The 16,033-nt window shown below is 41.5% G+C and carries 3 protein-coding genes; all 3 read right to left on the bottom strand.

Annotation, left to right across the window (positions count from 1 at the left end):
- Positions 1–33: 33 nt before the first annotated feature.
- Entirely contained in the window at positions 34–594 is a 561-nt protein-coding gene (locus Q0791_RS10690) for an efflux RND transporter permease subunit (protein ID WP_299005909.1), read from the bottom strand.
- A gap of 4 nt (positions 595–598) precedes the next feature.
- The gene (locus Q0791_RS10695) at positions 599–1,645 is read right to left on the bottom strand and encodes an efflux RND transporter periplasmic adaptor subunit (protein WP_299005912.1); all 1,047 of its coding nucleotides are present in this window, start codon (positions 1,643–1,645) and stop codon (positions 599–601) included.
- Between the two features lie 1,012 nt (positions 1,646–2,657).
- The gene (locus Q0791_RS10700; RefSeq protein ID WP_299005914.1) at positions 2,658–16,031 is read right to left on the bottom strand and encodes a non-ribosomal peptide synthetase; all 13,374 of its coding nucleotides are present in this window, start codon (positions 16,029–16,031) and stop codon (positions 2,658–2,660) included.
- Positions 16,032–16,033 lie beyond the last annotated feature (2 nt).

The following is a 16,033-nucleotide window of genomic DNA, read 5'->3' on the forward strand; positions in this document are numbered from 1 at the left end:
GTTATGTGCTGTATAACTTGGCTCACTTCACAATCAGTATTCATTGTTTATGAGCCAGAAAAGTGGGGATCCCTCAGCACCCGGAATACCTTGTATGGCTGGAATCGCCACATTTCGCAGATATTCCGTAATGGTCTCTTGAGACAAAGTCTCACTGGTACTCGAAATGAATACTATGCCGCTTGTCGCGGCGGAATTAGGGTCAATTTTAAGAATTTCTGGACTATGGACCCCTTCAGGCAATTGCCACAACATACTGTTTATGCGGCTATTGACTTGAGCCAATAAACCATCGATATCACGACCGATATAAAAAGAGAGAATAATATTGCTTTCTCCCGCTTGATCGTTAGCACTCATATAGTCCAGTCCATCTAGGCCGGATAAAATACTTTGTATGGGGCGCGTCACAAAAGCAGACATCACCTCAGCGCTCGCACCGGGAAAAACCGTAGTGATGCTTATTTCATAAGCTGGTAATAATGGAAAATGACGAGAGGGCAACTGTTTATAGGCCAGAACGCCAAAGAGGAGCAATAATAAACATAGGCTAAAACTTAATATCGGCCTTTGAATAAACCTTTTTATAAACATATGGTTAACGTGACCTTATATCGATGGAAGAGGCTCTGACACTGACCCCATCGAACACTTTACGTAAACCCGCTGCAATGATAGTGTCCCCTTCTTGCACTCCAGATACGATTTCGACATTCCCATTTCGTCGACGACCGATTTTTACGGCTGTTTTTTTGGCTTTTTGATCAACAACTAAGTAAACAAAATCACCATACAAAGAAGCCATCAATGCCGTTTCAGGCACAGTTAATACTTTTTTCTTATCTTGTAATTGCAATACCGTATCGACATAACTACCGGGATATAAGTCCGTAGCTGAAAACCTTGCACGAAGCGTTACAGTCCGTGTATCTTCATTGACTAGAGGGTCAACCGCATAAACCTTAGCCCCATATTGATAAGGCGATGGTATTGTTTGCACTAAGTGCTCTCCAGAGTGCACTTGATGCATCAATTCTCGCGTGATCTTCACTTCATCACCCAATTGAATGTTGGAGCGATACTTCTGCGGTACTGTAAATTCGACTCTTAATTCTTCCGTCGACTGAAGTGTGGCAAGGGGATCGCCAATAGCCACCTCATCGCCAAGCTCCACTTGCGTCAATCCAAGTATACCGTCAAATTCAGCAATGTTAGTGGCCAAAGCGAGCTCTTGCTCAATGGTCACCAGTGCTGCTTCGTCATTATGATATTGACTTTTAGCTTGAATAAGCTTTTCTTCTGACACAGCCCCTTTTTGAAATAACTTTTGTAAACGTTCAAACTCAAATTGACTACTTTCAAGCTTAGCCTGAGCCTCATTCAATTGCGCTTTAAGCACTTCGGGATTAATTTCAAATAATCGATCCCCTTGCTTGACCGACTGACCCGATTGCAGCGGGATTGCGGTAATACGCCCCGCTATCTGAGCTCTCACCGTGATCCCTGCAAATGATTGTATTGTCCCCACTGCTGGAATTTCTGTGCCCCAATACTGAGCACTCACTTTATCTAAAATAACCGCAACGGCTGGAGTGGCTTTAAATTTAGATTGGAACGTATTTTCAATAAAAAATGATTTAGCCAAATAAATGCCTATAACACAGGCAATAATAATAAGAGTCGCAATAATTATCTTGCGTTTTTGAATCATTGCAGACTTATCACTTCGAGCCAAACAATATCCTTATCAATAGTATGCTTACATTCATAGAGTGTAGATGGGCTCCCTCAATTATCAAGATATCTTTGATTATTCAACACTAGAATCGATTATAAGGTTACTGAAAAATGGCTTTCTCAAATCAATACTTTTAGGTAATTGTGACCCATAGCCTATATTTGTAGGGCTATTGAAAGAAGGCAGTGAATAGATATTTCCACCAACAGGGAAATTGAAAAATAGAGTGCTTCATCAAAAAAGTCGTGCCCGTTTAATTTTTATCATAGCGCAACTTTCTAATACGAAATCATCAACAGGCGACCATCATTTTATGAGCTATTTTTTTAAAAAATGACTAACCAACATATTTGCGCATATTTATGTGTGTTATTTGTCGAAATTAAAGATATCCATATTTCATCACCGACACTGAAGATAGAGCAACTCACTGAGGCTTTCATCTGCTCACATCAGAAAAAAGCGAACCTCCTCATTCATTCTATAACAATATCTCTAGGCCTCATTGCATTCTTTAGTTTTTTACACCAACTATCCTTATACCTTTTTGGCTCAAATGTTATTTCGAGCATATTCATTGTTTTTTATGTGCTCTTCTTGTATTACACCACTTCCATTCATGTCGCTACAGCAAGTTGCTTTTATGTATTACCCCTATATTTTTGTACACTTTCTATTTTCTTTTCTAAGCCCAACCCAGGCCTGTTTACTCCTTATAATATGCTACCTAGTTCAAGAATTAAGTCATTATATCTATGACGTAATAACAGGCGTGAAATTTAAAGACAGCGAAAGAATAATTCAAGATCAATCAAAGTATCACAATGTGCTCATACACCAGATTTGACAATAACTCAGCTCATAAAACATTGATGCTGTTTTTGACAGAAACTAAGTTCTTCCTAACTATACAAATCACTTACCCTTTTCCCAAACTCCTTTTCAGGTGCTCAAATAATTGCTTTTTAGAAACATTATGACTCATCATTTGATTGTGTTGACAAGAAATTGGAACCACAGATATATCAGAACACACTTTTCTGAAACCTAATCCATCGGATTGAATGGCTTGATATGTATGCTTTATCTCAACACAAGGCTCAGTACATTGATATATGGTCACTTTTCCTTTATATACAGGCAGTTGTAAATTTGAATACCACTCATCCTTTTGCAGCTCCAAAGACTCATCAGAAAACCAAGACGTAACCAAGGGGTCCATCATAAAAGCATGATTGACAGCTATGCCACACGCCTGAAGTTTCACCGCAACAAAATAAGAAAGAACAGCACCGAAGCTCCATCCAAGAATTGAACAATGTCCCTCTAAACACAGATTGTCATTGATAATCGTTTCAGCCAATTCAGTCGCCCAAGTGTCAAAGTCTGTAAATCGATTCTGTCTATCTGTGTCAAATAAAACCAAATGAATATCGGATGGCATTTCTGGGATCAGGGTATTCAACCACATCTCATAACCGATGCCATTTAAAGGAAGAATAATCAGCGTTTCTTTAGCATCCACAGCTCGGTGATACTCAACCCAAAGTTTTTGATTCTGGATCATCGCGTCGGATGGAGTATGCCTTCCTCCTTGCGAACCTTGATAACATGCTACTTCAGTTACCGTTTGAACAGCTTTTTCAAATGATTCAAAGAACACCTTGCTATTTTCCTCATTCAGCTGTGAGCTAATATGGAAGCCCAACTGCCCATTGTACACTGCACCATTAATATTTAAGAGGCAATTATCATCATTTCCTTCAAACACACACTGGCCAGTGGAGTCATTGGTCAGTTGCCACAACGAATCGTCATCATGATGTTCTAGCTGTCCTAAGTAATTGAAACTTATTGGTGGTAGCCCTTTGTGATATTGTCCAGTCTGAGTAAGCGCACCATAACCAATGCCCTTGTCTGGTATCGCCCTGAGCATTTCCTTAGTATGGATAATTGTGGCTTCAACGCTATCTTTTTTCGATAAGAGCACTGGATACAGAGTGGTAAACCAACCTAAGGTACGAGAGACATCGAGGTTTTGCGCAATCACTTCCCGGCCATGCCCTTCTAAAGTGATGAGAACATGCTCACTGTTAAAGGTGATACTTAACGCAATTGACAATGCACTCAGTAATAAGTCATTAATTTGTGTGTGATAGCCTTTTGGGGCTTCTTTTAATAATCGACTTGTCAAGGACACGTCCCATTGTAGGCTGTGCATCGACCTAGAATAAGGCTCGGGCCAGCTTATGGCCATGTCTGTTATTTGCTGCCAGTAGTTTAACTGCACTTCATGTTTCGCAGCATAATCCGCTACTGCACTCACCCATTGGCGGTAACTGCTAGTCTTAGGTGCCAGTATTTGCCCTGTGATCAAAAAATGGATATCATTAGATAAAATGCGACAAGAGACGGCATCAATGATGAGATGATGTGCCATAAATACCAATCTAGCAGCCCCATCTGCACATCCATCAAGATGTACAACCCGCCACAAGGGGCCCATTTCAATATTTAGGGAAGCTTGAAAAGCTGTGAGCTGCTCACTAAGTTCCACTTCACCCATGCCTCTAACATTCAAAGTGAAGAGAGGGGCTTGGGTTGGATGTTCACAATACACTTGCTTCCAATTGTTCTCGATGTAATGATAACGCACCCGTAACATGTCGTGATGAGCGGCCAACGAGTAGAGCATTGTTTCAATTTGTGTACCTGTAACCTCAGCTGGAATACATAATACAAAAGCCTGATTAAAGTGCTGGGGCTGCGCGAATTTAGCCTCAAAAAACCACTGCTGAATGGGTAACAAATCAAATTCCCCCGTTAAGAGCCCTTGCTCACTATCAATTTCAACTTTTACAGACTCTTCAATTAATTGCATGGATAGCAAGGCAATCGTCGGCTTATCAAAAACATCCTTAATTTGAATACTAAAACCATCGCGGCGCAGCCGTGATACCAACTGAATACTCACAATAGAGTCACCACCAATACGGAAGAAATCATCCTGAATACCCACTCGTTCAAGCCCCAATACTTGTTGCCAAACCTCACATAATTGCTGCTCGATATCATTACGCGGCGCCAAATATTCATATTCTTCAGCTTTGATAAACTCAGGCTCAGGTAACGCCTTGCGGTCGAGCTTGCCATTAATCGTTAAGGGCACGCGATCAATCAAGGTAAACGTCAAAGGCTGCATATAGTCCGGCAGCATACGGGCCAACTGCTGACGAATGCGTTCCAGCTCAAGATCAGTGTTGAAATCGGTATCTGTATCAATCGAGTCTGTAATCACGTACGCGGTAAGATATTGACGGTTTTCACTCTGCTCTTCAGTATTACTCTCTTTAGCACGTTGACGATATATCACCACCGCCTGCTTAACCCCCTTGATTTGACTGAGCGCCGTCTCGATCTCACCTGGTTCAATGCGGTGACCGCGGATTTTTACCTGACTATCATTCCGCCCTAAGAATTCCAAATTACCATCGGTTAAATAACGCACCAAATCCCCTGTTTTATAAAGGCGGGTATACCCCTTATCGATATCGTCTGCGGTCGTAAACGGATTATTAATAAAACGTTCTGCGGTTAAATCTGGCTGATTTAAATACCCTCTAGCAAGACCTGCGCCGCTAATATAGAGCTCACTAGGAGTGCCGATAGGAACGAGTTGTAAATACTCATTCAACACATACATTTTGGTATTATTTATCGGGGTGCCTATATTTGTGGCAATATCTCCCTCTTTAAAGGTGTTGGTTGTCACACACACAGTCACCTCTGTGGGGCCATAGGAATTAAACACCCTAGAGATTTGACTAAAAGAAGTTAATACTCTCAAAGAAGGAGACTCTCCACCTGTAATTATCGTCTTTAACGAGGAGAACTCACTCGGTATTAATTGATTGAATATCACAGCAGGAAAAGTAGCGACATTAATGCACTCTTTCTGAATTAACTTGGAAGCACTTACTACATTTTGCTCTTGTTCACCACACAGATACCCCGTTTGTCCACTTAATAAGCTAAGAAATAACTCAGATACTGAAGCGTCAAACACATAGGATAAAAACAATAATGCCTTGTCCCTCTCTTGCGTATTAAAACGTTGAACTAAAGCCTTGACAAGGTGTACCACACTTCCATGCTCTACCATCACCCCTTTAGGTTGGCCTGTGGTGCCCGAGGTGTAAATCACATAGGATAAGTCATTAATTTTATTTATGTTAGTCGTGTTATATAAAGGCTGTGAGCTCAACGCGGTATCATTAGCCTCAATAATATGAATACCTAGCTCAGCTTCATATATCCAATCCTTCAACTGGGTTTGATAATGCGCTTGAGTAATCATAAAAGACGTATCTGTATCCTCCAACATAAACACAGTACGAGCTTGCGGGTACTCTGGGGCAATCGGCACATACGCCCCGCCCGCCTTAAGTACCGCTAAGATACTGATTATCATTTCTAGACTTCGATCTAAGTACAGTGCAATCAAGGTATCTGGCTTAAGTGGTGTGTGGAATTTATCTTGATATTGCTCCCGTAAATAATGCGCCAGCTGATTAGCTCGCTCATTTAACTCCGCATAAGTCAACTGTATATCTTCAAAGACTAGAGCAACATTACACTGTGTTTGCTCCACTTGTTCTTCAAACAATTTCTGCAAAGTCTTATCCCTTGGGTAAGCCTGCTCTGTTTGATTCCAATCATGCAATAAAGTCTGTTTTTCAGTACTGGATAATAAACAAATATCACTCAGTTGCTGTACTGGTGCCAGTAATCCCATTAATGCTCGTCGATACATACCACTGAAACGCTTGATACTCGCCTCACTAAACAAGCTTATGGCATAGCCCCACTCAATCTGCAATGATGCATGACTGTTATCAACAGACACCCCCAAATCATATGTTGCTGGTGCATATAATGCCTTATCACCATGTGTTACAGGGTAAAATAATCGCTTCATCACATCTTGTACATTCACTTCAGCACCAAATTGCTGCACACTAAACATCACCTGAAATAAGGGATGTCGAGACAATTCTCGCTCCACACTCAGCTCACTCACTAACTTCTCAAACGGGAGCTCTTGATGGATTTTCCCATCCTGTATACAATGCTGAACTTGCTCAATCAGAGCAGGCACACTTAACCCCAGATCAAGCCGTACTCTTAACGGTAACACATTAACAAAAAAGCCGATTAAATCTTGAGTCTGAGGATGGTGACGGTTATCTGAAGGCGTCCCTAAAATAATATCTGTTTGATTACTCAACTGACTTAACAGCACATAAAAACCACTCAGCATCACTGTATAAAGGGTAGTGTTATGCTGTTTCGCCAACTCACGTAACTCGGCTGATAACATAGGTGTGAGCCTTTGTGTTAATTGCGCACCACGATAATCTAACTGGCTCGGCCTAGGATAATCTGTCGGTAACTGTAAAATTTCACATCCTGCTAGCTGCTCACGCCAGTAGCTAAGCTCGCTATATAATCGATCACCTTGGAAATATTCTCGCTGCCAGTGAGCATAATCACCGTAGGTTATCGATAAGTTTGCTAAGTCTGCCTCTCTATCGTTTAGCAACGCGCTATAAATCTCAATGAGCTCCTTAAATAGCACCCCAACCGACCAACCATCAAAGGCAATATGATGTAGTATGATCAACAGATAACGTTCACATTCTCCATCCTTTGTACTGACATCATAACGGTGTAAACGCAATGGCGCCTCAGTGGATAAATCAAACGGACGGTGAAGGTGTTGCTCTATCAAAATGTCTAGCTCACTTTCTTCACTCTCTTCGATCTTAGGTTGATCACACAGCTGATAATCATCATATTGAAGCACTTGTTTTAATGGCTGCGTATACCCCTCCCCCTCAGCCGTTTCATGATAGGTACTGATGAGCACAGGATGCCGCCTAGCGATCACATTAACACTCTGTAGTAAAATAGCCTCATCGACACCTGTTCTAAGCCTAACCAAATAAGGCATATGATAAGTGTCAGTTCCTCCTTCGAAGCGCTCAATAAACCATAAACGCTCTTGAGCAAAAGACAGCGGCCAAGTCTCAACGCCTTGTTCATCTTCTGTGGAACAACTAGGCACTTTAGGAATAATAGTGTCAAGAGTATCTGTTAATTGTAACGATAACTGGGCTATCGTCGGGGCGTTAAATAATGAGGCCAGAGGCAATTCAATATTAACCACTCGCTTCACCTGCGCACTTAAGCGTGTCGCGCTGATGGAATCGCCACCGATGCGAAAAAAATTATCATGAATACCCACTCGCTGAAGGCCAAGCACCTGCTGCCAAATATCACACAGCTGAACTTCAAGCTTATTGCGTGGCGCAACATAAACATTCTTATCAATGAAATCAGGCTCAGGTAAAGCATGACGATCCACCTTACCATTTAGGGTTAACGGAATACTGTCAATTTGAGTGAAACTCAGCGGCACCATGTGATCCGGCAGGGATTGAGACAAAGCAGTACGTAACATATCATCATTCACTGCTGCTTCTCTATTATCAGTACTATGAACGGGAACGTAATAAGCCGCAAGATATTTACCCTTATCGCTTATTTTATCGCTCTCTTTATCAATAACCACCGCTTGCTTAATCCCGTCTATTTGACTAAGTGTCGTTTCGATTTCACCCAGCTCAATCCTAAACCCTCGAATTTTAACCTGACGGTCTAAGCGGCCTAAATATTCTAAGTTACCATCGGGCAAATAACGCACTGCATCACCTGTTTTATACAAACGGGTATAGCCTTTCTCTATATCTTTTTCAGTGGCAAAAGGATTAGTAATAAAACGCTCAACCGTTAATTCAGGTCGGTTTAAATACCCTCTCGCTAATCCGGCGCCACCAATATAAAGCTCACCCTCAACACCGATAGGCACCAGTTGTAAATATTGGTTTAATACATAAAGGCGAATATTGGTAATAGGTTTACCTATTATTGAATAATGCTTCTTACCGTGCTCTCCTCTATACCAATAGTAAGTCGCATCAGCACCCACTTCTGTTGAACCATATAAATTGAATAAACAGCTTTCAGGCAAACATTCAGCAAAATACTGTAATCGATTTAATTGAATCGACTCACCACTTGATATCACTAAACGCAATGATTGAAGGTAAATCCCCTTTTCATATAATAATAACTGTTGCAGTAATATAGGAACAGCCGTCAGTCTAGTCACTTTATGAGTATGAATAATACCACTCAATAGCTGAATATCTCGTTGCTCATTAAAACTGCATAATATCAGCTTACAACCAAAACTTAACGGGTGAAAAATCTCAGCTATATGATCAACAAACCCAAGAGAGGTTTTCTGACAAAATACATCATTTGAACATGATGCAAATTGAGTTTCCATCCACATGATACGATTAAGCATATTTATTTGTTTAATCATCACACCTTTAGGTTGACCCGTGGTGCCTGAGGTGTAAATAATACAGACTAGATTCTCTGAATAATTTTCTATTGTTAAATTATTTACTGATTGTATTTTAAAAATATCACAATGCAGAATAATCTTCTTATAATCGAAATCGATATAATCAAGTAATCCATTGAGCTGTTTTACATAATGGCCCTGTGTTATCACAAAAGATGCCTCTGTATCTTTAAGCATAAATATGATTCTAGATTGTGGATATTCAGGTAAAATAGGAACATAGGCACCACCCGCCTTTAGCACAGCTAAAATGCTAATGACCATCTCTAAACTGCGGTCTAAATACAGTGCAATTAAGGTGTCGGGTTGTAAGGGCTTCTGATATCGTGCTTGATATTGATTTCTTATATGATGCGCTAATTGATTGGCTTTTTGATTCAGTTCTGAGTAAGTTAATGCTTCATCATCATAAACTAACGCAATATTATTCGGTGTTCTTTCCACTTGCGCTTCAAACAATTGTTGCAGCGTTTTATCTTTAGGATAGGGCTGCTCTGTTTGATTCCACTCATGCAATAAGGTATGACGCTCATCCGCTGAAACCAGTGACATATCTTGATGTAACATAGTCGGTGATTGACTTAACTGCGCCACTATCATATGGAACTGCACTAATAACCGCTGCGCCTGAGTTCCATCAAGGTAAACACTGTCATAGGTTAATTGAACACTTAATCCTTCCGCCGATTCATGTATCATCAAGATCAAGGGATAATCCGTTTTCTCAATACTACCTCTCATCGTCACTTGCGACTGAGTTTCCTCATCTATCGCCACTGGATAATTTTTAAACACAAATAAACTGTGAAATAATCGCTCCCCACCTGTTTGTAAACTGGCCAGTGGCACGCCGCTGCAATGACTCATGCTTAGAAGGCTTTGCTGAATAGCCCGTAATATATCCGCGCAACTCCTCTCATCCTTCCAATTCACCGCTAATGGTAAAGTATTAATGTAAAGCCCCACACTGGATTCAATATCCGCAATCGGTATCTCTCGACCCGAAACTGTCACCCCCACTATCGTTTGCTCATCACCAGTATAGCTTTGCAACAACTTATGCCAAGCAAATTGCATCGCCACATTCAGCGTCACGCCTTGCTCATGACACATCACCTTTAATTGCTGTAACCCATCACCTTCTATTAATAACCTTTGTGATTCAGGTTTATCCACCTGCCTCAGCTCACTCAAGGGTGCCCGTCGACTCAACAGCAAATTAATGTCCGTTGTCCCCAACCAAGTTTCGCCCTCTGCTTGCCAATAGGTTTCCGCCGCTTGTCTATGTCTCATCAACCATGACTGCGCCTGACAATAAGCCTGCTCAGGTTCAACCTTTGACCTTATTCCTTGACATAACAACCGATAAATATCATGCACATATTGCCATAACACTGGTCCACTCCAGCCATCGAGAATACTGTGATGAGCCGTTTGCATGACGGTATAGTGACGGTCATGATGCTTAAAAAGTGTAAAACGCAACAGCCCTGGCTGGGTTAAATCAAACTCTTGCTGGCGGTCTTGTTGTTGAATAGCAATGATTTCCTCATCACGCTCAGCCTCGCTTAAATGACTTAAATCCATCACAGTAAAGTGACTGGCATTTATCGACGCGCCTTGGGTAATAATCTGTAGCGGCTCACCGTTCCAATCAAATGCCATTCTTAAGGCGGGATAACGCATTGAGGCCAACTGCCATGCCTGCTGATAAGATTCAAGGTCTAACCCATCATGGTAATCGAGCAGCAACTGCACTCGATAAGCATCATCTTGTGCTTGACTTAACACATGATAAATAAACCCTTGCTGTAAACTGTTGGCATTAAAAATCGCCTCGATATCATAACGAGACTGTAAATGCGTTAATCGCTCCATGCTTAAATCTGAAACAGGATAATCCGACGGTGTATGCACCCCCCCTTTTTTCGCCTCACTTAATGCACACGCCACCACATCCTTAAGCCCTTGCTCAAAGGCTTCCACAAAAACCTGAGTCTCTTTTTCAGTTAACCGTGAGCCGACAGAAAATTGCAGCTGTCCATCAATGATGCCACCATTAAGGTTCAACACATAAGGCGATTGATTCAGTGCAGAGATTGACTCTCCCGTTTCTTCATGAACCAATTGCCATAAAGCTTGAGGACGTGTGGTATGGTTATCAAATTGCCCTAAATAATTAAAACAAATCGGGGGCAATGCATCATGGTCAAACCCTAACGCACCAAAACCTATGCCTTTATTAGGAATGCCTTTCAAACTTTCTTTTACCGCGATTATCGTCCCTGCCAACGTATCTGCCACGGGCAAAACAACAGGGAACACAGTCGTAAACCACCCCACTGTACTTGTCGTATCAAGACTCTTATCAATCGACTCATCAATATTTTCACGACCATGGCCTTCAAGGGTAATTCCTATGTATTTCTCATCACACAACACATGAATGCCCATCGCAAGCGCACTTAAGAGTAATGCATTGATGTCAGTGTAAAAGCCTGCTGGTGCATCTCGCAGTAATTGCTCCGTTAATGTGGCTGACCAAGCTACCTTGTATGAATTATTGTGATGACCCGAAGACGATGCTGAGCCGAATGGCGTTGAGCTAGATTGATGTGCGCTTTGAGGTAAGAAAGAGGACTGTAAAAGAGTGGATTGATAAAAAGGCATAATACTGTCTAACTGCTTTTGCCAATATTCCCGCTGCCCTTGATGCCGGTGTGCATATTCTTTAACGGCATCAACCCATTGGCGATAACTGCTGGTTTTATTCAGTAACGCTTGCCCCGTTAACAGCTGATGCATGTCATTGACGATAATTCGCCAAGAGACCGCATCGATAAGCAGGTGATGCAACATAAAGCATAACCGAGCACGACCATCTTCATAGCCGGTTAAATGTACCACTTGCCAAAGCAGGTTTTCATCAATACTTAAGCTGGCTTGACACGCTGTCAGCTTGGCCTGTAATTGCTGCGCTGATAACAATGCAGTATCCACGCACAATAATGGCAGCATGGTCGATTGCTCTGTATAGCATTGGCGATAACCATTTTGGCCATCTCTCATGCAGCCTTTCTCTTTCAAGCTGACTTTATTAAAGCACACTCGCAACATATCATGTTGTTGTGACAACATCTCAAGTGCTTGGTTAATGCTATTTTTGTCAATATCCGCTGGAAGCACAAAGCTAAAGGCTTGATTATAGTGATGAGGCACTAACAAGGCTTGATGAAAAAACCACTGCTGAATAGGCAGTAGATCAAACGCCCCAGTTAATACACCTTGCTCACTTTCAATAACGCTATGTTCAATGACGCTAGCTTCACTCTCTGCCGCTAATTGCACCGATAACAAGGCAATGGTTGGCCAATTAAAAATATCCTTAACTTGTAACTGATACCCTGCACGGCGCAAACGGGACACCAACTGAATACTGACAATAGAATCACCGCCAATGCGAAAGAAGTTATCATGTATACCCACTCGTTCAAGGCCTTGCTTTTCCGGAAACAGCACTTGCTGCCAAATCTCACACAATTGAGATTCCAACTCATTGCGAGGCGCCACATAGGCATATTTATCAATCAAATCAGGCTCAGGTAAAGCTTGGCGGTCTAACTTACCATTTAGGGTCAACGGAATACGGTCAATTTGAGTGAAACTCATCGGCACCATGTGATCTGGCAGAGATTGAGACAAAGCAGCACGTAACATGGCATCATCCAGTGCTGTATCTCTATTATCAGTACCCTGAACGGGAACGTAATAAGCCGCTAAATACTTAGCCTTATCGTTTTCACTCCCTTTATCGCTCTCTTTATCTATGACCACCGCTTGCTTAATCCCCTCAAGCTGACACAGCGCACTTTCTATTTCACCCAGTTCAATCCTAAACCCGCGAATTTTCACCTGACGATCTAAACGACCTAAATACTCCAGATTGCCATTCGGCAACCAACGCACTAAATCCCCAGTTCTGTATAAACGGTTATCTCCCTTTTCAATGTCCTCATCCGTCGCAAAAGGATAAGTAATAAAACGCTCAACCGTTAATTCAGGCCGATTTAAATAACCACGTGCTAATCCAGCTCCGCCAATATAAAGCTCACCTGATGTACCAATAGGCAAAACCTGTAAACTATTATTTAAAACATACAGTTGAGTATTATTGATTGGCTTACCTATGAATGACGCAGTCACACGATTAATTGAAGAGTCATCAATCGATGAACGGTCAGTCAAAAGACAATCAAAATAGGTCACATCAATCGTCGCTTCTGTCGGCCCATATAAGTTAGTCAATGGAATATTGAGTGAATTTATGCGCTCAAAATTATCAAGAATAGTCGATGTTAACGCCTCACCACTACAGAAAATCTGCCGAACGGATGATGGCATCATTTCTTGTTCTGAAAATAAAGCTTGAATAAATCCATCAAACATGGATGGCACAAAATGCAGTACAGTTACATTTCTTGCTATCATTAATTCCGTTAACGCCATAGGATTATTATGCTGCTCAGGTAACATTATGACCAATGATGCTCCAATTTGATGCGCCCATAATAACTCCCAAACTGACACATCAAAACCATAGGGCGTTTTTTGTAAAACAACATCAGAGCAAGTTAAAGGGTATTTCGCTTGCATCCATCGCAAACGATTAACCACACTTTTATGTTCAACCATCACCCCTTTAGGTTGCCCTGTGGTACCTGAGGTGTACATCACATAGGCTAAGTCTTCTGATTGAGTGATAGGCCTCGGATTATTCAAAGACTGCATTGTTAAAAGGTCATCCTCAGCCTCTACCAAACAGGTATTAAGCTCTACTTCACTGAGCCAGTGACTTAATCTGCTAACATAGTGTGACTGGGTTATGACAAATGGCACATTAGTGTCTTTAAGCATAAATACCGTACGCCCCTTAGGGTATTCAGGCGTTATAGGTACATAAGCACCACCCGCCTTCAACACAGCTAGAATACTAATAATCATTTCTAAACTGCGATCTAAATACAGCGCAATCAAAGTATCGGGCTTAAGCAGTGTGTGATACATTTTTTGATATTGATGGCGTATATGATGGGCTAATTGATTGGCTCTTTGGTTTAATTCAAGATAAGTCAATTCTTCATCATCAAAAACTAACGCAATATTATGTGGCGTGCGCTCCACTTGCTCTTCAAACAATTGTTGCAGCGCCTTGTCTTTTGGATAAGGTGCTTCTGTTTGATTCCAGTCATACAATAGCGTGTGCTTTTCTTCTTTTGATAGTAAACACATGTCTCCCACGGTTTGCACTGGCTCCAATAACGCCATTAACGCTCGCTGATACATGCCTCTGAAGCGTTTGATGCTTTGCTCACTGAATAAACTGGTCCCATAGCACCAATCAAGGTTTAATGACTCATGACTATTATCAACAAATACACTCAAATCAAATTTTGCGGGCGAAAAAAAACTCTCCTCTAGGGAAACAGGATCAAATAACGCTTCAGTTACCTGCAACATCGTCTCTTCTGCACCAAATTGCTGCACACTAAACATCACCTGAAACAAGGGATGTCGTGACAAGTCTCGCTCAACACTCAGCTCACTCACTAACTTTTCAAACGGCAGCTCTTGATGGGCTTTCGCTCCCTTAACACAGTCTCTCACTCGCTCAATCAAAGCGGACACACTTAACCCAATCTCAATCTGTACCCTTAACGGCAGAGAATTAACAAAAAAGCCAATTAAGTCTTGGGTCTGTGGATGATGACGATTATCTGAAGGCATCCCTACGATAATATCCATTTGGTTACTCAATTGACTTAACAGCACATAAAAACCACTGAGCATCACAACATAAAGGGTGGTGTTTTTTTGCTTTGCTAATTCACGTAGCTGGCCTGAAAATTCTGGCGTAAGCCTTTGCGTTAATTGCGCGCCACGATAATCCAACTTCTCAGGCCTTGGAAAATCCGTCGGCAACTGTATGGTTTCACATCCTGCTAGCTGCTCACACCAATAGTTAAGCTCGCTATCTAATTGCTCACCTTGCAGGTAGTCCCGCTGCCAATGAGCATAATCACTGTAGGTTATCGATAAGTTGGGTAAATCAGGCGCTCTGTCCTCTATCAGCGCGGTATAGCTTTCAATAAGCTCTTTAAATAGCACCCCTACCGACCAAGCATCAAAGGCAATATGGTGTAACATCACTAACAGGTATCGCTCGTCTTCATCTTCACTTGAAGTGACATCATAGCGGTGTAAGCGCAGTGGCGGCTCATGGGATAAATCAAAAAAACGATGGATATCTTGATTAACGAGCGATTCTAGTGAGTCTTGCTCATTCAAAAAATGATAATCATATTCAAGCACTTGTTCTAATGGCTGTGTATACCCCTCCCCCTCGGCCGTTTCATGATAGGTACTAATGAGCACAGGATGCCGCCTAGCAATCACATTAAAGCTTTGTAATAACAAGCACTCGTCGACATTCGCTTTAAGCCTAACCCAATAAGGCATATGATAGGCAACACTTCCCCCTTCAAAGCGCTCAATAAACCATAACCGCTCTTGAGCAAAAGACAATCTATGCTCTATTAGCTCCTTAATATGACTAAAATCGTCTATCGAGTGGATCTGTCTCTTAAATAGAAAATATAATAGCTCACTTTTCCTAGCTTTAATTTCGGTAATAATACTGCTATCTGGTGCTTGTCCTGAATAGCCTAATTTAAGCTTTCCATTTTCCAGCCAAATTGAAATATTATAATCACTGATCTTTTTTAATAATGTCAACATAA

The sequence above is a fragment of the uncultured Shewanella sp. genome (assembly GCF_947495455.1).
Lineage (GTDB): Bacteria > Pseudomonadota > Gammaproteobacteria > Enterobacterales > Shewanellaceae > Shewanella.

Bases quoted from the DNA above. Each gene is read 5' to 3' on its own strand.
- Q0791_RS10690 (WP_299005909.1), bottom strand. From the start codon at position 594: ATGTTTATAAAAAGGTTTATTCAAAGGCCGATATTAAGTTTTAGCCTA.
- Q0791_RS10700 (WP_299005914.1), bottom strand. From the start codon at position 16,031: ATGTTGACATTATTAAAAAAGATCAGTGATTATAATATTTCAATTTGG.